This window comes from Chromobacterium sp. Rain0013 (assembly GCF_015291765.1).
GTDB lineage: Bacteria > Pseudomonadota > Gammaproteobacteria > Burkholderiales > Chromobacteriaceae > Chromobacterium > Chromobacterium haemolyticum.
On record NZ_CP031514.1, the window covers coordinates 565395 to 586346 of the forward strand.

General features: G+C 61.1%; 18 protein-coding genes and 3 rRNA genes. 4 read left to right on the top strand and 17 right to left on the bottom strand.

The genetic code is table 11. From position 1 onward, the window contains the following. Nucleotides 1–4: 4 nt before the first annotated feature. The 3 genes from DXT74_RS02665 to DXT74_RS02675 are packed head-to-tail and all read right to left on the bottom strand — an operon-like array spanning nucleotide 5 to nucleotide 4083. On the bottom strand, nucleotides 5–1066 hold the full coding sequence (locus DXT74_RS02665) for a ferritin-like protein (protein ID WP_043639121.1): 1062 nt from the start codon (nucleotides 1064–1066) through the stop codon (nucleotides 5–7). Between the two features lie 13 nt (nucleotides 1067–1079). Then, entirely contained in the window at nucleotides 1080–3047 is a 1968-nt protein-coding gene (locus DXT74_RS02670; RefSeq protein ID WP_194427260.1) for a hypothetical protein, read from the bottom strand. A 10-nt stretch (nucleotides 3048–3057) separates the two neighbouring features. Next, complete coding sequence (locus DXT74_RS02675) at nucleotides 3058–4083, bottom strand: hypothetical protein (RefSeq protein WP_194427261.1); 1026 nt, start codon at nucleotides 4081–4083, stop codon at nucleotides 3058–3060. A gap of 578 nt (nucleotides 4084–4661) precedes the next feature. Between DXT74_RS02675 and DXT74_RS02680 the strand changes: the two genes are divergently transcribed. Further along, nucleotides 4662–5000 (top strand): hypothetical protein, encoded by a 339-nt coding sequence (locus DXT74_RS02680; RefSeq protein WP_194427262.1) that lies wholly within the window; start codon nucleotides 4662–4664, stop codon nucleotides 4998–5000. 235 nt (nucleotides 5001–5235) lie between these two features. On the opposite strand, the gene DXT74_RS02685 is transcribed toward DXT74_RS02680, so the two are convergent. From DXT74_RS02685 to DXT74_RS02735, 11 genes are all read right to left on the bottom strand, one after another. Beyond that, nucleotides 5236–5889, bottom strand: a complete 654-nt coding sequence (locus DXT74_RS02685) for a phage baseplate assembly protein V (RefSeq protein WP_231138259.1) — start codon at nucleotides 5887–5889, stop codon at nucleotides 5236–5238. Next, nucleotides 5886–6950, bottom strand: a complete 1065-nt coding sequence (locus tag DXT74_RS02690; RefSeq protein WP_231138260.1) for a phage late control D family protein — start codon at nucleotides 6948–6950, stop codon at nucleotides 5886–5888. The genes DXT74_RS02685 and DXT74_RS02690 overlap by 4 nt, the downstream gene beginning before the upstream one ends. Further along, nucleotides 6947–7162: a tail protein X gene (locus DXT74_RS02695; protein ID WP_043639107.1), complete on the bottom strand. Its 216-nt coding sequence runs from the start codon at nucleotides 7160–7162 to the stop codon at nucleotides 6947–6949. Before DXT74_RS02695 ends, DXT74_RS02690 begins: the two co-directional genes overlap by 4 nt. Nucleotides 7163–7166: 4 nt before the next feature. Next, nucleotides 7167–8078, bottom strand: coding sequence for a phage tail protein (locus DXT74_RS02700; RefSeq protein WP_194427264.1), 912 nt, complete (start codon nucleotides 8076–8078; stop codon nucleotides 7167–7169). A 61-nt stretch (nucleotides 8079–8139) separates the two neighbouring features. Then, a complete protein-coding gene (locus DXT74_RS02705) occupies nucleotides 8140–10869 on the bottom strand; it encodes a hypothetical protein (protein ID WP_194427265.1) in 2730 nt (909 codons plus the stop codon). Between the two features lie 124 nt (nucleotides 10870–10993). Beyond that, nucleotides 10994–11122: a GpE family phage tail protein gene (locus tag DXT74_RS23005; protein WP_194427266.1), complete on the bottom strand. Its 129-nt coding sequence runs from the start codon at nucleotides 11120–11122 to the stop codon at nucleotides 10994–10996. A gap of 25 nt (nucleotides 11123–11147) precedes the next feature. Further along, nucleotides 11148–11402 (bottom strand): phage tail assembly protein, encoded by a 255-nt coding sequence (locus DXT74_RS02715; RefSeq protein ID WP_019101636.1) that lies wholly within the window; start codon nucleotides 11400–11402, stop codon nucleotides 11148–11150. Between the two features lie 215 nt (nucleotides 11403–11617). After that, the gene (locus DXT74_RS02720) at nucleotides 11618–12142 is read right to left on the bottom strand and encodes a phage major tail tube protein (protein ID WP_043592621.1); all 525 of its coding nucleotides are present in this window, start codon (nucleotides 12140–12142) and stop codon (nucleotides 11618–11620) included. A 2-nt stretch (nucleotides 12143–12144) separates the two neighbouring features. After that, on the bottom strand, nucleotides 12145–13581 hold the full coding sequence (locus tag DXT74_RS02725; protein ID WP_043639095.1) for a phage tail sheath subtilisin-like domain-containing protein: 1437 nt from the start codon (nucleotides 13579–13581) through the stop codon (nucleotides 12145–12147). Nucleotides 13582–13583: 2 nt separating this feature from the next. Further along, nucleotides 13584–13781 carry a hypothetical protein gene (locus DXT74_RS02730; RefSeq protein ID WP_043639092.1) on the bottom strand — a complete coding sequence of 66 codons (198 nt, stop codon included), beginning with the start codon at nucleotides 13779–13781 and terminating at the stop codon, nucleotides 13584–13586. Then, complete coding sequence (locus tag DXT74_RS02735; protein ID WP_043639089.1) at nucleotides 13778–14239, bottom strand: Gp37 family protein; 462 nt, start codon at nucleotides 14237–14239, stop codon at nucleotides 13778–13780. Before DXT74_RS02735 ends, DXT74_RS02730 begins: the two co-directional genes overlap by 4 nt. Before the next feature lie 46 nt (nucleotides 14240–14285). Between DXT74_RS02735 and DXT74_RS02740 the strand changes: the two genes are divergently transcribed. The 3 genes from DXT74_RS02740 (at nucleotide 14286) to DXT74_RS02750 (ending at nucleotide 15458) form a co-directional block, all read left to right on the top strand. Continuing rightward, the gene (locus DXT74_RS02740; protein WP_194427267.1) at nucleotides 14286–14504 is read left to right on the top strand and encodes a hypothetical protein; all 219 of its coding nucleotides are present in this window, start codon (nucleotides 14286–14288) and stop codon (nucleotides 14502–14504) included. Then, nucleotides 14482–14829 (top strand): Mor transcription activator family protein, encoded by a 348-nt coding sequence (locus tag DXT74_RS02745; RefSeq protein ID WP_114155307.1) that lies wholly within the window; start codon nucleotides 14482–14484, stop codon nucleotides 14827–14829. The genes DXT74_RS02740 and DXT74_RS02745 overlap by 23 nt, the downstream gene beginning before the upstream one ends. 260 nt (nucleotides 14830–15089) lie before the next feature. After that, nucleotides 15090–15458 carry a hypothetical protein gene (locus DXT74_RS02750; RefSeq protein ID WP_156038999.1) on the top strand — a complete coding sequence of 123 codons (369 nt, stop codon included), beginning with the start codon at nucleotides 15090–15092 and terminating at the stop codon, nucleotides 15456–15458. A 99-nt stretch (nucleotides 15459–15557) separates the two neighbouring features. Here the strand turns inward: DXT74_RS02750 and rrf are convergent. The 3 genes from rrf to DXT74_RS02765 form a co-directional block, all read right to left on the bottom strand. Beyond that, a 5S ribosomal RNA gene (rrf, locus tag DXT74_RS02755) occupies nucleotides 15558–15672 on the bottom strand. A gap of 122 nt (nucleotides 15673–15794) precedes the next feature. Then, nucleotides 15795–18683 (bottom strand): 23S ribosomal RNA (locus DXT74_RS02760). A 302-nt stretch (nucleotides 18684–18985) separates the two neighbouring features. Beyond that, a 16S ribosomal RNA gene (locus DXT74_RS02765) occupies nucleotides 18986–20521 on the bottom strand. Together the 16S, 23S and 5S rRNA genes form the textbook arrangement of a ribosomal RNA operon. Nucleotides 20522–20952: the final 431 nt, after the last annotated feature.

Genomic DNA, 20952 nt, shown 5'->3' on the forward strand with positions numbered 1-20952 from the left:
GCGTTTAATCGCTGGTATCCATCCCCCCCTGCGTGTTGACGTAGCGATAGCTGGGCCCGGCGGTTTTCTCGCTGCCCGGCGCCACCGGCGTTTCCATCAGACTCACCGCTTGCACTTTGAGGTCATACATCAGGCCGATGGCGGTATCGATGCGCTTGGGCTCGCCGTTAAAGGCCTGGTGCAAGGCGTTGAGCAGGCTGCTGTAGCTGTAGGCGAAGGCCTCCACCCTCACCTTGGCCTGGGTGTTGTCCTGGTAGTCGTAGTCCTGCGGATTGGACACCATCGGATAGACCCCGGCCGGGTCGTAAGGCACTTCGGCGCCGGCATAGGCGTAGCCGCCGTCAGGGGTGCTGACGATGCGGCGGCCATAATAAATTTCACCGAACTTGTAGTAGTGCGCCGGGTTGCCCGGAGATTGGTTCGGGTTGGTGCTGGTGCCCTCGCCTTCAACGATGATGATGTTGATGGCGTGCAGGGCGCTGGCCACGTCGGTGATGGGGAACAAGCGCTCCGGCGAGAACCAGCCCAGCACCTGCTTGGGCACGGTGGCTGGAATGAAGATGCCGTCGCCCAGTTCCTTGATCTTCTTTTTGATCGCGTCGTAGAACTCGCCGATGGTGGCGTAGTCCGGCTCTTCCTCGGCGGCGAGCTTGGGCGTTTCCACCGGCACGGGGTCTTCCGGTTCCTCGATCACCATGAAGGTGTTGAACACCAGCTCCTTGGAAAACGGTTCGATGCCGACGATGAAGTCGTCGCCGCCGATGGACATTGGCAGCGGCCCCGGATATTTGGGGATGAACGGCGGCTTGTTGATCTGCGGATGGCCGCCGATGGCGATCAGGATGTTGCCGGCGATGCACATGTGCAGCATTTCCTGCATCACGATGCTGTGGATCAGCTGGCGGATTTCCACGTTGTAGCCCGGCTTCAGCGAAAACATCGCGGTCAGATAGGGGGGAATGGTGGCGTGCTCCAGCTCCACCGCGTTTTGCAGATAGTAGTGCAGTTCCGCCGCGGTCTTGGCGGCGCGGATGCCGTGGATGATGCTGCGTTGCAAGCGAATCATGGCCTGTTCTCCCTCAATCCTTGGACGACGCGGCTTTGCGTCGCGCCTGGAGTTGCAACACCACCGCGCTCTTGCCGGCGATTTGCAGATCGTCCAACGCCACCGCCACCGCATCGGTATCCACCTCCCGCGGCGCGGGCACGGCGGCGGCCTTGAGCAGCGGCGCGCCCTTGAGCGGTTTGCCCTGGGCATCCGTCTGCTTCAACCATTTGAGGATGATGGCGCGCTTGTCGTCGGACAGGTCGCGAGTCACCGGCATGTGGTTGGGGTCGCTCATCGGCAGGGCGAACGCCAGTTTGAGGATGTCCACATGGCGCACCACGGAGTCGTAATCGCCCAGATCCACCACGTATTTGCTCATGATGGGATAGAGGTTGCCGTACTGGACGAAGATGGGCCGGATATCGTCGTACCAGGTGGGATGTTCCGGCACCGGCACGCGGTCGAAGGCCAGCACGCTGACGAAATTCCAAGGGTTGTCGGTGTAGTCTTGCGGCTGCAGCCGCAACTGGTAGCCAATGCCGTAGAGCTGGCCGTCGATATAGCCGCGCGGATTGCCCGGCCCGGCCGGAATCGCGCTGATCACCGCCCGGCCATGACCGCTGTCGTTGGTGTGGATGGAAGCCGGATACTGCACCGCGTCCACCGGCACGCTGATCCTGGGCGGCAGCACCGGTTTGTTGTTGGGCGGCGACGGCGGCAAAGCATTGCCGCCGCCCATTGGGTTCTTGTCCTTGGGCAGCAAGCCTACGTCGACTTCGGCGGACAGCGGCTGGCCGTAGCGGCTGGCGAAGAAGCTGACCGGAAGCTGCTGACCGGCGTTCAGCCGCAGCACATGCTCGTCGGAACGCACGTAGAGACCGTCTATGGATTCTTGCACCAGCACCTGATAGCCGTCGTCGGCCGGGCTCAGCAACAACAGCGGACAGGCTTCCAGCGCCTGCCGGGCGCCGGGGATGGCTGCATAGTCGAAGTCCTGGATCGCCGCGGTCTGGCGAAACCACTCGGACGGCTCGTCGCTGGCCGCCGCGCCCGGCTGTGGCGGGTCGTAGGCCAGTTGGCCCAGCACGATGACCTGGTCCTTGGCCAGCGTGCCGCTGATTGGCGCATGCGCCGGCTGTTTCAACACCGCCATGGTCAACGGCCCCAGATCAACGAAGGCGCCGCTGGCGTCAATGATGGGCAGCGCGTTGCCAAAGTCCGCGGTCAGGGTTTGACGGTCCGGATGATTCTTGCACTGGAAGCTGTAAACCCCTCCAGTCGGCTTCATCATATTGTTGCTGTCCACCTGCGCCGTCATTTGCCGGCCCAAGATGAAATGCTTGGGCTCCCGCTCATGGTAGGGGCCGATGGTGCCGACGATGTGGCCCTGGGTGTAGCGTGGAATAGAGGGGTCGCGACCGTAGCCGAACAGATTGAACTCGATGGCCAGCAGGCCGTGCTGGGTGGCTTTGCGCATTGCCTCCAGCACCGGCGAGTGGCTGTGCCCGTGCCATTGCACGTTTTCCAGGATGGACTGGTAGTTGGCGGCCAGCGTTTGATCGTTGAACGCCTGGGTTTGCTGACGCTTCCATAAATTCATGAAGCCCACCGGCAGCATGTCGCCGATGAACAGCGCGCGCTCGACATTATCGGTCAGCCGCACTTGCAGCGCCCAGATCTGGGACACCATTTGCTGTTGCGGGTCCAGGTCCGCCATCTTGCCCGGCGCGCGGCAGTCCGCATTTTCCATCGCCATGCCGATAATGGGGTCCTGCGCGCTGCTGGTGACCGGCTTGCCGTTGAGGCTGGCGCCGGTGACGCTGCAACTGACGAAGCGGAAAATGGCGGTGCCCTGCGGGTTCCAGCCCCCGTCGCCGTACTGCTGGTATTGCTCCTTGAAGGCGTCGGAATCGTAATAACAGACATTGTTGTTGACGGTGGATACGTCCGACTGGAAGTAGCCGGAAAAGTGAATGCGGGGAGAGTCGAGATAACTCATGGCGGTTCCTTTACGGCTGCAAAGTGGCCCAGCTCGGGTCGGGTTGGGCGTTGGCCTTGTCGGCCGCCGGCGCGTCCGCCTTGCCCTTGTCCGGGCAATCGGTGGCGAACAGGCAGCACCATTCCGGCTTGGCCGGGCACATCTCGGCCACCTTCATCCAGGTCTGTTTCGGGTCCGGTTTCTGCGCGCGGAAGTGGCTGTAGTTCTGGCTGACCATGGGCGCGTCCGGCGGCGAGCCGGGATCGCCGGAGAAGAAGAAGGACTGCGGGTGCCGGTACGGCGCGCCCTTGCCGCCGTCGCGCGTAGGCTGTTTGTAGAAGGCGTAGCCAAACAGGATGTTGCCCGGCTGCACCACGCGCGAGTACGCTTGGACGCTGCCGTTCAAGTGGCTGCTCTGCGCGGCGTTATACGGCAGATGCTTGATGAAATCTCGACGCGGCGGGTGGTTGTCCAAGGAGAACTGACAGCACTGCGGCGTGCCCTTGGGCCGGTCCGCGTAGCGCAGGAAATAAGCCTTGTTGCCCAGCGATACAAAGGAGCAGCTGTAATGATTGCTGCCGGGGAAGATGGGCAGGCAGCGTTTTTCATAATGCTCCATCATCGCGCCGCGGCCATCGCCGTCCGCCGGCACATAACTGGAGTCGTAATAGCTGGCGCCGTAGGACGTTTCGTAATCCTGGCCCTCGCTCATCCCGGCAGGCGGCGAGGCGTACGGCGGCGGGTATTCCTTGATCGCCGCCTGATTGAAGATGCGATACATGGTCCAGTCGCTGACCCACCATTCAGGAAACAGCGGATCGCTGGGTTCGCCGGGCTTGCGCGGATAGACGCAGCTGCCCGGCAACAGACAGCCGACGGTGTTGTGCACCCCGCCGGTGTAATAGCTGTGACGCCCCGCCGGCGTGCTCTTCAAAGCCTTGAGCGCGGCGGCGGCGGAAGCCTCCGGCATGTCCGCGGCCTGGACGCCGGCGGCGGCGCAAGCCAGAACCAGCCACCCCCAGCGCGAGCTGACGGAGACAGACTGTTGCAATGACATCGATTGTGCTCCTTCGTATTGGAACCCCGGTGCCATCCGCCCCCTTGGCGGCCGTTCCCTTCCCGGCTGACTGCGGACGGCGCCGCTTCACAGGCGGCGAACCCGCCCTCTCTGATGCAGCGCACTACGTATAGTCACTTAGTATTAATTCGCACCAACAATCATGCTTTTATCATTACATGCAAGTGTGGTTATAGCTGGCGGCCAGATCAGCCGCAAAGGAAAATGTGAGATGCGAACTAAGCGCGGATTCAAAGGCTCGGGAGCCAGAGCGAGACAAGGCGAAAACGAGCGAAAAAGCGGAATGTACACGTGGTACATGAGCATTTTGAGCTTGCTTTTAACGCCGTATCGCCGCAGCGCAGCAGATCGTGAACAGGTTCTAAAGCGGTTTGGGCGCGGCGGCTTCCTCCGGCCTTGACCCCAAGCGCGGCGCTGGACGACAATTCACGACGTGCCGGAGTTCCCCGGCGCCGGGAACGCGGCCCACGCAGGCCGGCAGGCCGCCCCGCCATGGACTTGCCCGCTTCCGATCGGTACCGGACAGGCTGCGCCGACATCAATTGGAAATTTTCATCATGGCCCTCCCCCCCACCTCCTCTGCCGCCGAAGGCAAACCCACTCATCAGTTGGGACAGGCCATTGCCCAATTGCAGGCGCTACGCCAGCAACACGCGGAGCTGGGCATGCTGGATGCGGTGATAGACGAATTGAGCCGCTGTCATCAATCCATCCGCCAGATCGCCAGCCGCCACCTGACGGAGCTGGACACCGCCAACAATAGCCTCAGCGCGGCCCTGCAGTTGCTGTGGCAAGGCGAGGACGCAGGGGTTTACGGCAGCCACCTCGCCTTCATGCTGGAGCCGCTGCATGCGATGCAGGTGAACGCGGCCAGCGAGTTGAACCGCTTGCTGTAAAAACGTGCTCACGGACTCATGACCAAGAACGAGGCAAGGCGGAAACGGCAGAGAAATCAGCATGCGCGAGTGGTGCACGAGCAAAGTCATAGCAATGCCCGCGGTGCTGCGGCTCCCCCGGCGCAGCAGACTGTGCGCCGGTGCGGATTCTCTTGCCCCATGAAACAACCCAGCCCCGACGGCTCTCGCCATCGGGGCTGGGCGCTTGACGCTGCGGTTAGACTAAACGCGACGCCTACACTGGGCCGCCGGTCATGCCGCCCGGCGCCGGATGCACGTGGCCGGCCAGGCTCTTGCCGCTGGCCACCACGTCGCCGCCGGCGTTGTTGAAGCTGCCGCCGCTCTGGCTGATATTGCCGGAGAAGCTGGCGCCGCTGCCGCCGGAACCGCTCAAGCCGCCCTGGTAGGTGAGCAGGCCCTTGACCAGCAGGGTGCCGCTGATCTCCGTGGCCGGCGCGTCTATGCTGACCTTGGCACCCGCCTTGAGGACAATGTCCGCCCCCGCTTCCACCACCACTTTTTGCACCCCGCCGCTGACGGTGAGCTGATGGGCCGCGCGATCGTACTCCAGCGTCGCGCCGTCGGCGAAGCGCCGATGCCATTTATCGACACTGGCCACCGGCACCGCATCGGCGGCGGAGAAGATGGCGCCCAACACCACGCCGTCCTCGCCGCGAGCGTCCAACAACACCGCCACTTGTTCGCCAATGTCCGGCAGCCAGTAGTCCTTGTCGCGGCCGCTCTTGCGGCTGAGCACCGGCAGCCAGGCAGTGCGCAGCCGCCCCAGTTCCGGCAGCCGCACGCGCACGCGCTGGGTATTGGCATCCACGGCGGAGACGCTGCCGAACTTGAGGGTGGCCAGCGCTTCCGGCAGGGGTACGTCCATCATGGCTTGTTCCTCTCGTTTGCTGTGTTTTGGGCGGCGCCGGCGCTCACCCGTTTCAGTTCCAGTTCGCAGACATAGCCGTCCTGACGGCTGATGCGGTGGCTGGCGCGCTGGATCTGGTAGCGGCCGGACAATTTGCCGAACCCGTCCAGATCGATATTGCTGCCGGCGGCCAACTGCGGCGAGCCGTCCACGGTGATGGACATGCGGGTGCGCTCCAACTGGCGACGTTCCAGTTCCGCCGCCGCCATCTGCTCCGCCTGGCGCTTGCCGGCCGCCTTGCGGGTGAGCTTGACGATATCCGCGCTGCTGGCCTTGCCGCCCGGCGCCTTGGCGTCGGCGCGCACGCTGGCGGTGCGCAGCGCGCGCTTGGCCGGATCGTGATAGCTGACGTCCACCTGGGCCGGCACCTTGCTAAGCTGGTCCTGCGCCTGCCAGGCCATCAGCTGGGCCGGGGTGTAACGACGCACGCTGGGGCTTTGCATCAGATCGCTGCGTTTCCAAAACACCAGCTTGCGGTTGTTGTCCATCACCTTGCAGACATAGCCGTGCTGGTCCGCCACCCGCTGCAGGAATTGCAGATCGGTTTCGTGGTACTGGGTCAGCCGGTCGATGTTCACCGTCTCTATCTTGCCCTGCAGCTTCATCCGGTGGCGCTTGGCGACGCGCTGGGCCAGCGCTTGCAAGGTGATCTGTTCATAGGCGCGGCCGTTCTTGGTGCGCAGCGGATGCTGCACGCCGGTGGCCAGCGCGCGGATGCGCACGGTGGACGGCGGCGAGCGGTATTCCACTTCGTCGATGTCGAAGCTGCCCGCCGCCACCAGCGCCGCGCCGCGATAGCCCAGTTTGAGCGCCAGCGTGGCGCCTTTGTCCGGATACCAGCCGTCCAGCCAGCGCCCGTCAACGTCCTCCAACTCCACGTCCAGTTCGTCGGACTCGCCGCTCAGGTGGTCGGTATAGCTGACGCTGAGCGCGTGGCGGGCGATGTCCGCGGTGATGGATTTGCCGTTGTAGCTGAGTTCGAAGGCCGGAGTCGGCACCTCCTGCGCGCGGCTGTCGCTCATGAGCGCCTCCACGGCGGCAATTGCTCCAGCGCCTCGCTGTCCGCGGCCTCCAGCACCGGGATGGCCAGGGTCAGGCCGGCGGGCAGGGTTTCGCCTATGGGGATGTGGGCGTTGTTGGCGATCAGCTGCGCCATTTGGCCGACATCGCCGTAATAGCGCCAGGCGATCTGGTCCCAGCGTTCGTTTTCTTGGGTCACATGGTTCAGGAACATGGCGTCACCTCAGGATGCGCCGCACCGCGGCCTTGGCGGCCAAGCCGGCCAGCGGCTCGGCCAGTTCGCGCAAGGCCACTTCGGAGCGGCCGTTGATTTCTTCGCAGGCGGCCAGCTTGTCCAGCACTTGGCCGGCCGGGGTGCCTGTCAGCAGCCGGCCCATCGCCGTCATATTGAGCTTGGCCTGCTGCAGGCTCTGGCCCACGCGCACCGCGTCGCCGGCCAGCTTGCTGTATTGCTCGAACTTGGCCATCTGCTCGACGCTGACTTGCAATCCGGGCGCCGCCGCCTGCACCTCCTTGAGCAGGCCGGGCAGCTTTTCCAAAGCCGCTGCCGGGTCGCGGCCAGCCAGCTGACGCAGCTCTCGCGCGGTGTTGATCACGGTCTTGACCTTGCCCACCACGCTTTTCACTTGAGCCACGGTCTTGGCCAGGCCGGCGATATCGGCCTTGAAGCGCTCCAGCCCGGCCGGCAATTTGAGCTTGCCCGCGGGCAGGCTGGCCGCGGCCTTGGCCAACGCCGGCTTGGGCTTGGGCGGGGCGTCGCCGCCGTACTCGCGCAGGCTGAGCTGGGCCTCCACCGCCAACAGGCTGCCGCTGCGGTCGGTCTGACGGCCGGTGCTTTGCAGTTCGGCGATGACGAAGCGGCCTTTGTAGTCGCCGTTGCCCAGCACAAACGCCAAGGCCTGGTGCTGCTGCCTCGCCGCCTGCAGCTTTTGCAACTCCTCGTCCGGCTGGCAGTAGGCGGCGTGCAGCACCAGGTCGATGCGGATTTCGTCCAGCTTGTCGCCGACGAATTGCAGCACCGGCTTGCCGCCGATGCGGCCGTGTTCGGCGAAGTCGCTGCCGCTGCGCTGTTCCAGGCCGTCGAAATAACTGATCAGATCAAACTCGATATTGCCCAGTACCGCGTACATGGGTTGCCCTCCGAATGGGTGGAAAGAGGACCCGGCGCGCGAGCGCGCCAGGCTCCGCGGCTCAAGCGCGGGCGCTATAGCTACGCCGTTGCCTGTCCGCCTCGTAGCGCCGCATCAGGCGTTCAAACTCGGCGTAGGACAACTGCACCGCTTGCTGCACCTGCTGCTTCACCGTGGCAGCCGCGCTGGCAGTAACGGTGATGTGCGGCGCAAAGGTGACGTTCATCCCGCCGCCGGCGTTCTTGGCGGGCGCCTTGGCCGCCGCGACGCCTTGTTGCAGGCGTTGCAGTTGCCGTGCGCGCACTTCCGCCTGGGCGGACACCGAGACGCTGGCCGTCACTTCCGCGTTGCCCCCGCCACGCATGCCGGTCGGCTTGTTGAAGTCCACCTTGGGCGGCCGCGACGGCGGCTGGGTAGCCGCGGGCGGCGGCGCGGCGGGCGGCTGCTTGGCCTTGCCGGGCATGGGCGCGCCGTGGATGGCGTTGCCCACCTTGCCGCCGGCCCATTCCCCAGCGTATTTGCCGGCGAAGTGGCCGATGACCCCACCCACCAGAGTGCCGACGCCAGGCAGGATCATGCTGCCGATGGCCGCGCCCATCGCCGCGCCGCCTATGGAGCCGCCAGCCTTGCCGCCTATCTTCCAGTACTCCTTGTTCTTCTCTGTCTGGCTGCGGTTGGACTTGCTGACGTTCCAGGCTTCCTGGCCGGCCTCCATCACCGTGATCACCGAGCCGGCGATGCCGGCCTTGAGCAGGCCGCCGGTTCGCTTGAACACTTCCTTGCCGATGCCGAGGCCGGCCTTGGCCACGCCAGCCCCCGCCTTCAACAACGGAGCCGCCCGCTGGGCCGCCGCCCTGGCCAGCTTGGCCGCGCCGCTGACGCCGCCGCGCGCCAATCCAGGCAGGCGCTTCATCCCGGCGCCGATGCGGCTCGCCGCGGAGCCCGCCGCCTTGGCCGCGCTCTGCGCGCCGGCCTTGGCCTTGCCCGGCAAGCTCTTCAGCCAGTCTCCCGTCTTCTGCACGCCGCCGCGCAACATGCCCGGCACTTGCTTAAGCGCATTGCCCAGGCCTTTGACGCCGGCTTTGGCCAAGGCCGCACCGCGGCGGAACAGGTCGCCCATGCCGCCGGGCAGGCCACGTCCCTTGGGTAAACGCCGCGGACGCGGGCTCCTTCTGGGATTCGGCTTCGGACTGGGCTTAGGTCTCGGACTGGGCCTCCGTTTCGGGCTGGGCTTGGGACGCGGCTTGGGTCTGGGTCGCCGCTCCTTGCGGCCCCGCTCCCGCCGATCGTTCTTTTTCTCCTTATCGCGCTTGTCTTCCTTTTTGCGCTCGTCCCGGTCCGGGTCCATGCTGTCGCCGGGCTTGTCGATGTCGCGCGTGACCGGCTGGCAGCAACAGCAGCAGTTCTCGGGCTTGGCCTCCATGCAGTCGCCCGGCTTGTCGGCCTGGCTCTGGGTGGCGCCCGGTTTGTCTTCCTTGAACCATTCGGTGCCGGCGGCCCACAGTTTGCTCAGCAAGCCGCCCTTGGTGTCCTGATAGCGGCGCAGCGATTTGCCCACCTTGTCGCTGATCTCGCCGGCCTTGGTTGCGCCCTCTTCCAGCGCTTTCACCGAACCGAGTATGCTTTCCACGCTGGGCAGCTTGCCGCCCAGCAGCGGATTGAGCTTGCCGTGCACATAGCGCAGCGCCTTGTTGCCCATGCCTTGCGACAAGGTCTTGTGTACCGTGCCGGCCGCCTTCGCCACATCGCGGCTGATGCTGCCCAGCTTATCGTTGAATTCGATCAAGGGCGTGGCGTCCGGCGCCGGCAGGCCTTGCAATAGCCGAATGGCGGAGCGGATCTTGCCGCCGCCGGCCTTGCCCTTGGCGGCCGCGCCGCCCGTCTTGCCCGACGCGGCAGACTTGGCGCCGTCTTCTTTCAACAGCGCCTCGCTGGCTGCGGCGATCTTGGCCAGCACACTGCCCGGAGCATCGGCGTAACGACGCAGCGCCCGGCCCACCCTGGCCGCGCCCTTGGCGATGGTGTCGCCGGCGTCGCGGGTGCTTTCCAGCGCCCCGAGCATGCTGTCCACGCTGGGCAGCTTGCCGCCCAGCAGCGGGTTGAGCTTGCCGTGCACATAGCGCAGCGCTTTATTGCCCAGGCCTTTGGATAGGACTTCGTGGGTTTTGCCGGCGGCGTCGGACAGCCAGCGCGAGGACAGCTGAACAGCGTCGGCCACGCCTATCCATCGCTGGATGCCGGGCGTGCGCAGACGCTTGAGAGTGGATTCGAGATCGGGGGGCGCGTCTTTGGCTTTGTCGTCGCCATCGCCGCGGGGTGTCGGCCGTTTTGGGCAGGTTGGCGGGCGAGGATTGCAGGTGGCGTCTTTTTGCCGCTCCTGGCTTTCCAGCACCCGCTGTTCCACTTCGATCACCGCCTTGACCTTCACCGAGGCCTGCAACTCGACGCGGCACTTGGCCACCAGTTCGCTGACCTGGGACACGCCGGGCAGGGCGAGCTTGACGCCCTGGCCGCGTTTGACGCTTTCCAGCCAGGCGTCGTGCCGCTGACGCAAACGGTCCAGCGTCAGCTCCAGCTTGTGATGGTCGCGCTCCAGCTGCGGCAGATCCAGCGCGGCGAAAGCCTTGCGGGAACGCTCCACGCTGTCGCTCAGCTCTCGCTGGCGGTCACGCAGGCGCAAGCTGGTCTTGCCCAGTTCGTCCAAGGAGGCGCGCGCGGAGCGGAAGGCGTTGTCGAAGACCCCGGACAGCGTCGCTCCCACCTTAAGGCCGATGAAAAACTCGCTTACCATGGTGTTAGCCTGTGAGTATGTGGGGAGGGCCGCCAAACCAGCTCCGGCGGCTCTGGGTGGGGCCGGCGGACGTCCTGACGGATGGGCCGGCCCCGGGCCGCGCGGACGCGCGGCGCAGGAAAAATCAGTCTCGATCCAGCCACTGTTGTTCGCGCTCGTGGCGGCGCTGGACCTCTCGCTCCGCCACTTCGCACCAAAACCAGTAGTCGTCCATCGCCAGCGCGTCGATTTCCGACGGCGGCAGGCCGAGCACGGTCAGCAGCGCTTCGTCGAAATCTTTAAGCGTCGTCGGAGACGCCCACCATGTCGCGAAAGCAGTCCGCCAGCGCGCGGCTGTCGGCGATGTCGAGCTGGTCGATGTCTTCCAGGGTCAGGCCGGTCATGCGCGCGAACAGAAAATCTTCCTGGTCGGCGTCGTCCTGGCTGTGATGGCTGGCGGCCTTGAGGTCGGCGCGCTTCAGGCGGCTGATTTCCAGGCTGTCCAGGCGTTCGCCGGCGGCGTTGGTGAACGGGTATTTGAGTTTGATCTTCATGGGAGCTCCTTGTCGCGGACTGCGTGGTTGATGAGCTTCATTGTCCGGTTTACGGCCCTGCGGGTCTGTTAAAGCCCTTTAGGGAAAGGCTTGAAAGCGCCAGCCGGCTTGCCTGCAAACTGAATCGCCGTGGCTCCGGCGGGACCCGGCCAAGCCGGGCCCACCTTCATGGAAACGGGAGCGTGCCGACAAGCCGGCCGGCGGCCGGCCCTTCATCAGCCGCCGATATTGCGGCGGTACAGTTCCAGCATGTCGTTGCCGCCCACCCGGAAGATATTGGCCAGGTAGTCCAGCTCCAGCACATCCTCGCCGTCCACTACCTGCTTGATGTAGGTGGCGGAGAAGGAGGAGCTGAAATCGGCGTTTTCATGCTGTTTGTAAGTGCCCAACGGATTCTTCTTGAACATCACGGTCAGGAAGGTCACCAGGCTGACCTGCTGCAGGCGACCCTGCGCGCCGTAGGTCTCGATGCTGGAACGGGCCTGCAGCTGCACCGCCTGGAACGGATTGGCGATGATCTTGGCCACGTCCTTGTACAGCGAGTTCCACTTGATCTCGCCCTCCAGCTTGTCAAAACCGGCCGGCAGCTCGATCTTGCCCACCATGCCCAGCGCCTTATGCTCCTGCATGATGGCGGACACGTCCGGCAGCTTGATCTCCTCGGCGCGACCCAGCAGCGAGTTGCCGTTGATATAGATGTTGGCGTTGGTGATGCGGTTGATTTCAATCTTGCCTGCCATGATCAATTGCCTCCCTTCAGGCTCAACAGGTATTCCGAGGTGATCTCGGTTTCAAAGGTCAGACGTTCCAGCGGCGGCGGCACCGTGTACTTGTAGCTGATCAGCAGGTGGCCGGCGGCCAGCTCGGTTTCCGGATTGCGCGCCGTGTCGAACCAGGCTTTGAAGCCCAGCAGCGCGCCGTCGCCAATCAGCTTGCGGCCGTAGCCGTTCACCGATTCCACCAGCGCGTCGATGGTGGCCTGGTTCAGCGGCATATCGATGAACTGCTGGCTGAAATAGCGAATCGACTCATTGATCACGTCGCCGGTGCGGCGCACGTTCTCGAAGTTGCGCATATGGCTGACAGTGGGCCAGGCGGCGGTGCGGTTGCCCCACAGACGGAAGCCGGAGCCAAAGCTGGAGAACACCGTGGTGATGCCCTGCTCGTTCAACAGGTTCACCTCGGACTGAGGATCGTCGATCATCGCGGTCAGCTGACGCTCCACGCCGATGACGCCGGCCAGTTCCTGGTTGGAACTGGACCACCAGAAGCCCTTGTCGTTGTCCACCTTGGCGCGCAGGCCGGCGGCGCGGGCCGACAGCGGCTCCAGGCGAGTGTCGTTGGTGGCCGGGTCATATACCTTGACGTGCGGATAGCACAGGCGCACGCGGTCGCTGGACGTGTTGAAGTTGATGCCGCCCGCCGGACCGCGGCCGGCTTGCGCCTGGGCGAAGCTGGTGCCGATCGGCGCGTCGACATAGGCGATGGCGTCCAGCTTGTCTGCCATGGCGGCCATGGCGCTGGCCACCGAGTTCTGCGTGCAGAAGCCCGGAGCGATCAGCAGCTTGGCGAAGAAGCCAAAACGGTTGTAAGTGTCCTGCAAGGCCTTCAGACCGGTGCGGTTGCCGGCGGCGTTGACCGCGCCGATGATGTCGGCGGCGGTGATCTTGCTCGGGTCGGCGTAATCGTAGCTGACCTTCAGCACCGCGCCCGCGGCGATGGCGCCGTCTTTCACACGCGTGATCTTGCCGTTGACCGCATCCAGCAGGTAGTCGGTCCCAAGCGCGTAAGCGGTGGCGCCGTCGGCGCTCTTCACCGCCACGTTCAACAGCGCCGCCTTGGCGGTTTTGCCCTGGCCGGTGGCCGCGTCCAGCGTCACCGCCTCGCCGGCCACCGCGGTTTTATGCACGGCCGGGTCCAGCACGTTGATCACCACCACGGTGCCGGCGCCGTGATCGTAGATCGCATTCAACGCTTGCGGAATGGTAAAGCCGGCCAGTTGCGGGCCAAAAGCCGCCGCGTCTTTTTCCGACAGGCACAACACCGGGGTATGGGCCGCCTCCGGCGCCGTCGGCGCGGTGCCGATCAGGCCGATCACCGCCGATTTGACGGTGCGTACCGGGCGCGCGCCGCGTTCGACTTCAATGGTTTCCACGCCATGCAGATAATTGGCTGCCATGCTCAAGCTCCTTGTTCAGCGCTAGGGGACGTCGATGCCGTCGCCGCTTGCGGCAACGGGCTCAGATGCTGCAAGGCCAACAGCATGCGGGTGTAATCGTGCTGTTCCGGCATCTCCACCTCAGCGCCGGGAAACAACATGATTTCCTGGCCGTCGGCCAGAGTGACGCCGCTGATCGGCCCGGAATACAAGTACTTCATGACTGCTCCTCCTTAGTGACTGCGGTTAACACAGGCTCATGCCCCGGGGCCGCCTCCGCCACCTGCAAGGTGTCGGCGGCCAGCGAAATGGCGTAACGGGCGATACCGTCGCTGAAGCCCAAAAAGGTTTCGCTCGATAAGCAGGCGGGTCGGCAATCCGGCGCGGGGAATCCCAGGCAGGCGCTCCGCGCCGCGTCCAGCGCTTCCGTATCGTTGAGTTGCGCGCTGGCGCGCCGCAGCAGCAGCGTCAGCTCCAGCTGCAGCGTGCGCTGCTGGCAAACTCCGGCTACATCGCGAGGCAAGGCGAATTGGCTGCCGCGGTAGCTCAACAAGAGCGCGCCTTGCGGATGTTCAAGCCGGTAATCGGCCGGAGCGGCGCAATGCTCGACGCTCAATGACGGCAAAGCGCCGCGCAAACGCGCCAACAGCGCGTCAACAATTTGGGAAGTGCTGGCCACGGGCGGGCTCCTGGACATCGTGGGAAGAAAGGCGAGATCACTCGCAATGACGGTTGCCGACGGCGCCTGGCCATCGAACGAGGGCAAGGATGCGCCACCAGGGTCCTGGCGGTCTTTTAACGCGCTTTACAGAAAAGCGGCCGCCAATGCGCCTCCGTCGGCGCTGACACGCGTCATCCGGGCCGCGCGCGCGAAGACGACGATAATGTCCTTCATCGACACCGTCGCCAAAGGACAACGCCATGCAAGCGCGCTTTCGCAGTAAAGGACCGGAACTGCTCGTAGATCTGGCACAACACGTGGCCATGACGCTGAGGCAGCTCGCCAACACCGAGCAGCAGCAAGCGGAACAACTGGGCCAGGAAATCGCCGAACGCATGGCCAAGCACTGGGGCGGACAGAACATCTATTTCCCCATTGGCCTGTCCTATAAATCCTCCCAGCGCGACCAGCAGATCTACCGGGAATTCACCGGCGGCAACCACGCCGAACTGGCACGTCGTTACGGCGTCTCGCTGCAATGGATCTACAAAATCATCAAAACGGAACGCCAGCGGGAGCAGGAACAACGAGCCAGCCAGGCCAGCTGAGCGCCTCCCAGTCACTTGAATGCAAAAAGCCGCTCATCCGAAACCGGAGAGCGGCTTTTGTCACGCAAATTTTAAACAATGTTGGATTAATAAAGGCTTGATTTGTAACTTTTATAGATATTTACTATTAAACGCGGTTTTAACATATTAATTTTTTGCTGGAATCAAACTGGATACCGCCTATATCTAGAAGGCCACACCGCCACAACGGCCGCCAGAGCCGTTGGGAACAAGCTTATTCGATCAAACGGGGTATTCATATGAAACAACCAGCGTCGCTTGCCGCCATGGCTTGCCTGCTGCTGTCGTCGGTCGCACTGGCCGACGGCGGCGTCATCATCTTCAACGGCCGCATCGTCGAGGCTCAATGTCCACTCGCGCTCAACGCGCCCAGCGGCCTCAATGGCCCTAGTCGGCTGGAAGTCGGCAAATGCAAAGCGCCGGTCCACATCCAGGCCCTCGCGACCAACGGCGAGAACCTTCTTGTGCGGGCCAACGCCGACGCAAAATCCAGCAGCCAAGCCGCCGCGAACGGCTACGACCTGGGTCGCAGCGATAATCTGCGCAGCTTCAGCATCGCCACGCCCAAAAACAGCCAGCGCGGCCAATTGGTCGTCAGTTACTACTGAGCCCTGCAAACGCACGAAAGCCTCCCATGGGGAGGCTTGGCAAGGTCTGAACACCAATGCAAAAGCCCAGCTCGTCTGAGCTGGGCTTCGCAATCGGGCGTCTGGCGGTGTCCTACTTTCACATGGCGAATGCCACACTATCATCGGCGCTAAGGCGTTTCACGGTCCTGTTCGGGATGGGAAGGCGTGGGACCACCTCGCTATGGCCACCAGACATAAACTGGTACAAACTAGAAGAAGCCTAGGCTGATCTTTGATCAGCCCACATATATTCGGTATTCAATTGTGTCGCACACCCACATCTCGTCGCTCAGTCTCCCAAGCCACTCAAATGATAGGATCAAGCCTCACGAGCAATTAGTATCGGTTAGCTTAACGCCTCACAGCGCTTCCACACCCGACCTATCAACGTCCTGGTCTCGAACGACTCTTCAGGAGGGTCAAGCCCTCAGGGAAGTCTCATCTTCAGGCGAGTTTCCCGCTTAGATGCTTTCAGCGGTTATCTCTTCCGCACTTAGCTACCCGGCAATGCGACTGGCGTCACAACCGGTACACCAGAGGTGCGTCCACTCCGGTCCTCTCGTACTAGGAGCAGCCCCCGTCAAACTTCCAACGCCCACTGCAGATAGGGACCAAACTGTCTCACGACGTTTTGAACCCAGCTCACGTACCACTTTAAATGGCGAACAGCCATACCCTTGGGACCGGCTACAGCCCCAGGATGTGATGAGCCGACATCGAGGTGCCAAACACCGCCGTCGATGTGAACTCTTGGGCGGTATCAGCCTGTTATCCCCGGAGTACCTTTTATCCGTTGAGCGATGGCCCTTCCATTCAGAACCACCGGATCACTATGTCCTGCTTTCGCACCTGCTCGACTTGTCGGTCTCGCAGTTAAGCTACCTTTTGCCATTGCACTATCAGCACGATTTCCGACCGTACCTAGGTAACCTTCGAACTCCTCCGTTACACTTTGGGAGGAGACCGCCCCAGTCAAACTGCCTACCATGCACTGTCCCCAATCCGGATCACGGACCAAGGTTAGAACCTCAAACACACCAGGGTGGTATTTCAAGGACGGCTCCATGAGAACTAGCGTTCCCACTTCATAGCCTCCCACCTATCCTACACAAGTCTGTTCAAAGTCCAATGCAAAGCTACAGTAAAGGTTCACGGGGTCTTTCCGTCTAGCAGCGGGGAGATTGCATCTTCACAAACACTTCAACTTCGCTGAGTCTCAGGAGGAGACAGTGTGGCCATCGTTACGCCATTCGTGCGGGTCGGAACTTACCCGACAAGGAATTTCGCTACCTTAGGACCGTTATAGTTACGGCCGCCGTTTACTGGGGCTTCGATCAAGAGCTTGCACCCCATCACTTAACCTTCCAGCACCGGGCAGGCGTCACACCGTATACGTCCACTTTCGTGTTGGCACAGTGCTGTGTTTTTGTTAAACAGTCGCAGCCACCGATTCTCTGCGACCTCTCAAAGCTCCTCCCGCAGGGGATTCACTCTAAGAGGCATACCTTCTCCCGAAGTTACGGTATCAATTTGCCGAGTTCCTTCTCCTGAGTTCTCTCAAGCGCCTTAGAATTCTCATCCTGCCCACCTGTGTCGGTTTGCGGTACGGTTCTTATGCAGCTGAAGCTTAGTGGCTTTTCCTGGAAGCGTGGTATCAGTCACTTCAGGTCCGTAGACCCTCGTCATCACGTCTCGGCCTTAAGGGAAGGCGGATTTGCCTACCTCCCCAGCCTACCGGCTTAAACAGACTATTCCAACAGTCTGATGACCTAACCTTCTCCGTCCCCACATCGCACTGCATAAAAGTACGGGAATTTTAACCCGTTTCCCATCGACTACGCTTTTCAGCCTCGCCTTAGGGGCCGACTCACCCTACGCCGATGAACGTTGCGTAGGAAACCTTGGGCTTTCGGCGAGCGGGCTTTTCACCCGCTTTATCGCTACTCATGTCAGCATTCGCACTTCTGATATCTCCAGCATCCCTTACGAGACACCTTCTCAGACCTACAGAACGCTCCCCTACCATCTGCACTTACGTGCAAATCCGCAGCTTCGGTTATCAGTTTGAGCCCCGTTACATCTTCCGCGCAGGACGACTCGACCAGTGAGCTATTACGCTTTCTTTAAATGATGGCTGCTTCTAAGCCAACATCCTGGCTGTCTAGGCCTTCCCACTTCGTTTACCACTTAACTGATCATTTGGGACCTTAGCTGGCGGTCTGGGTTGTTTCCCTCTTGACGATGGACGTTAGCACCCACCGTCTGTCTCCCATGCTCGCACTTTCCGGTATTCAGAGTTTGCCATGGTTTGGTAAATCGCAATGACCCCCTAGCCATAACAGTGCTTTACCCCCGGAAGTGATACATGAGGCACTACCTAAATAGTTTTCGGGGAGAACCAGCTATCTCCGAGTTTGTTTAGCCTTTCACCCCTATCCACAGCTCATCCCCTAGTTTTGCAACACTAGTGGGTTCGGACCTCCAGTGCGTGTTACCGCACCTTCATCCTGGCCATGGATAGATCACTCGGTTTCGGGTCTACGCCCAGCAACTAAATCGCCCTATTCGGACTCGGTTTCCCTACGCCTCCCCTATTCGGTTAAGCTCGCTACTGAACGTAAGTCGCTGACCCATTATACAAAAGGTACGCAGTCACGGAACAAGTCCGCTCCCACTGTTTGTATGCATCCGGTTTCAGGTTCTATTTCACTCCCCTCCCGGGGTTCTTTTCGCCTTTCCCTCACGGTACTGGTTCACTATCGGTCGATCATGAGTATTTAGCCTTGGAGGATGGTCCCCCCATCTTCAGACAGGATTTCTCGTGTCCCGCCCTACTTATCGTACGCCTAGTCCTTGGAATGCGTTTTCGTGTACGGGGCTATCACCCACTATGGCAGTCCTTTCCATGAACCTTCCACTAACACAATCCATAACACGTACAGGCTCTTCCGCGTTCGCTCGCCACTACTAACGGAATCTCGGTTGATTTCTTTTCCTGCAGCTACTTAGATGTTTCAGTTCGCTGCGTTCGCCTCCTCGTGCCTATGTATTCAGCACGGGATCTCCTTGCGGAGGGGTTTCCCCATTCGGACATCGCGGGATCAAAGCTCTATTGCCAGCTCCCCCGCGCTTTTCGCAGGCTTACACGTCCTTCTTCGCCTATGATCGCCAAGGCATCCACCAGATGCACTTAGTCGCTTGACCCTATCATTTCAGTAACCTGGATCACTAAAACAACAAGTTGTGTTTGTGCGACGACTACACCGCCCCTTTTGATATGGCGACGTAGCCTAGATACAATCAAATACCCAAGATGACGATCCAGCCAATGAAGACTTAACTCCATCGTCTTTCTCGCCGTCTTTATATATTCGGCTTCTTCAGTTTGTTAAAGATCAGTGCGTTTAAACAACGCGATCACAGTACTCATTAAGCACTCTGATCGCGATACTCAAACTCGCGAATAACCGATAGGCTGTAAGTACTCGATCAACAACCTTCTCTAGAAAGGAGGTGATCCAGCCGCAGGTTCCCCTACGGCTACCTTGTTACGACTTCACCCCAGTCATGAATCCCACCGTGGTAAGCGGCCTCCTTACGGTTAGCCTACCCACTTCTGGTGAAACTCACTCCCATGGTGTGACGGGCGGTGTGTACAAGACCCGGGAACGTATTCACCGCAGCATGCTGATCTGCGATTACTAGCGATTCCGACTTCACGCACTCGAGTTGCAGAGTGCGATCCGGACTACGATCGGTTTTATGAGATTGGCTCCACCTCGCGGCTTCGCGACCCTCTGTACCGACCATTGTATGACGTGTGAAGCCCTGGTCATAAGGGCCATGAGGACTTGACGTCATCCCCACCTTCCTCCGGTTTGTCACCGGCAGTCCCATTAGAGTGCCCAACTTAATGATGGCAACTAATGGCAAGGGTTGCGCTCGTTGCGGGACTTAACCCAACATCTCACGACACGAGCTGACGACAGCCATGCAGCACCTGTGTTAACGCTCCCTTTCGGGCACCGCCACATCTCTGCAGCGTTCGTTACATGTCAAGACCAGGTAAGGTTTTTCGCGTTGCATCGAATTAATCCACATCATCCACCGCTTGTGCGGGTCCCCGTCAATTCCTTTGAGTTTTAACCTTGCGGCCGTACTCCCCAGGCGGTCAACTTCTCGCGTTAGCTTCGCTACCAAGGATTCAAACCCCCAACAGCTAGTTGACATCGTTTAGGGCGTGGACTACCAGGGTATCTAATCCTGTTTGCTCCCCACGCTTTCGTGCATGAGCGTCAGTGTCATCCCAGGGGGCTGCCTTCGCCATCGGTATTCCTCCGCATCTCTACGCATTTCACTGCTACACGCGGAATTCTACCCCCCTCTGACGCACTCTAGTCGTGCAGTCTCCAATGCCGTTCCCAGGTTAAGCCCGGGGCTTTCACATCAGACTTGCACAACCGCCTGCGCACGCTTTACGCCCAGTAATTCCGATTAACGCTTGCACCCTACGTATTACCGCGGCTGCTGGCACGTAGTTAGCCGGTGCTTATTCTTCCGGTACTCTCAGCCCCAGTAGGTATTAACCACTGGGATTTGCTCCCGGACAAAAGTCCTTTACAACCCGAAGGCCTTCTTCAGACACGCGGCATGGCTGGATCAGGCTTGCGCCCATTGTCCAAAATTCCCCACTGCTGCCTCCCGTAGGAGTCTGGGCCGTGTCTCAGTCCCAGTGTGGCGGATCATCCTCTCAGACCCGCTACTGATCGTCGCCTTGGTGAGCCTTTACCCCACCAACTAGCTAATCAGACATCGGCTGCTCGTATAACGTGAGGCCTTACGGTCCCCCACTTTCCCCCTCAGGGCGTATGCGGTATTAATCCGGCTTTCGCCGAGCTATCCCCCATTACACGGTACATTCCGATGCATTACTCACCCGTTCGCCACTCGTCAGCGGTGCAAGCACCCTGTTACCGTTCGACTTGCATGTGTAAAGCATGCCGCCAGCGTTCAATCTGAGCCAGGATCAAACTCTTCAGTTCAATTCCAAGCAAATTTTCTGGCACGCAAGATCAAAGAAACATCGAGACATTTCTCGTCTTGCAGTGCAAGTGTTTGGTCATCGACCGAGCACTTACACCTATCGGTTATTCGTTCTGTTAAAGATCGGTGCAGATCGCTGCGCTTCGTTTCCGTCGCTGCGTTGTCTGCTGAGGAGGTGAAATATACGTTACCGGCCCTACTCCGTCAACACTTATTTTGGAAAAATATTGGGTTTTTAAGATATCAAAACGTAAGCCAATGATTTCAATAAGAATCATATCGATAGAATTTTACAAGAACTTTTGGGCAAGCAAGAAAACAAGGCTTTCCAGCTGGTTGTCACCCGATGATAAGCTGCGAAAGCGGACGGATTTTCTCGGTTTTTTCTGAAAATCCCGCTTTCCGGCAAATTATTCGATGCAGACTTTAT

Coding starts and splice junctions, on each gene's coding strand:
- DXT74_RS02665 (WP_043639121.1), bottom strand. CDS start 1,066: ATGATTCGCTTGCAACGCAGCATCATCCACGGCATCCGCGCCGCCAAG.
- DXT74_RS02670 (WP_194427260.1), bottom strand. CDS start 3,047: ATGAGTTATCTCGACTCTCCCCGCATTCACTTTTCCGGCTACTTCCAG.
- DXT74_RS02675 (WP_194427261.1), bottom strand. CDS start 4,083: ATGTCATTGCAACAGTCTGTCTCCGTCAGCTCGCGCTGGGGGTGGCTG.
- DXT74_RS02680 (WP_194427262.1), top strand. CDS start 4,662: ATGGCCCTCCCCCCCACCTCCTCTGCCGCCGAAGGCAAACCCACTCAT.
- DXT74_RS02685 (WP_231138259.1), bottom strand. CDS start 5,889: ATGATGGACGTACCCCTGCCGGAAGCGCTGGCCACCCTCAAGTTCGGC.
- DXT74_RS02690 (WP_231138260.1), bottom strand. CDS start 6,950: ATGAGCGACAGCCGCGCGCAGGAGGTGCCGACTCCGGCCTTCGAACTC.
- DXT74_RS02695 (WP_043639107.1), bottom strand. CDS start 7,162: ATGTTCCTGAACCATGTGACCCAAGAAAACGAACGCTGGGACCAGATC.
- DXT74_RS02700 (WP_194427264.1), bottom strand. CDS start 8,078: ATGTACGCGGTACTGGGCAATATCGAGTTTGATCTGATCAGTTATTTC.
- DXT74_RS02705 (WP_194427265.1), bottom strand. CDS start 10,869: ATGGTAAGCGAGTTTTTCATCGGCCTTAAGGTGGGAGCGACGCTGTCC.
- DXT74_RS02715 (WP_019101636.1), bottom strand. CDS start 11,402: ATGAAGATCAAACTCAAATACCCGTTCACCAACGCCGCCGGCGAACGC.
- DXT74_RS02720 (WP_043592621.1), bottom strand. CDS start 12,142: ATGGCAGGCAAGATTGAAATCAACCGCATCACCAACGCCAACATCTAT.
- DXT74_RS02725 (WP_043639095.1), bottom strand. CDS start 13,581: ATGGCAGCCAATTATCTGCATGGCGTGGAAACCATTGAAGTCGAACGC.
- DXT74_RS02730 (WP_043639092.1), bottom strand. CDS start 13,781: ATGAAGTACTTGTATTCCGGGCCGATCAGCGGCGTCACTCTGGCCGAC.
- DXT74_RS02740 (WP_194427267.1), top strand. CDS start 14,286: ATGACGGTTGCCGACGGCGCCTGGCCATCGAACGAGGGCAAGGATGCG.
- DXT74_RS02745 (WP_114155307.1), top strand. CDS start 14,482: ATGCAAGCGCGCTTTCGCAGTAAAGGACCGGAACTGCTCGTAGATCTG.
- DXT74_RS02750 (WP_156038999.1), top strand. CDS start 15,090: ATGAAACAACCAGCGTCGCTTGCCGCCATGGCTTGCCTGCTGCTGTCG.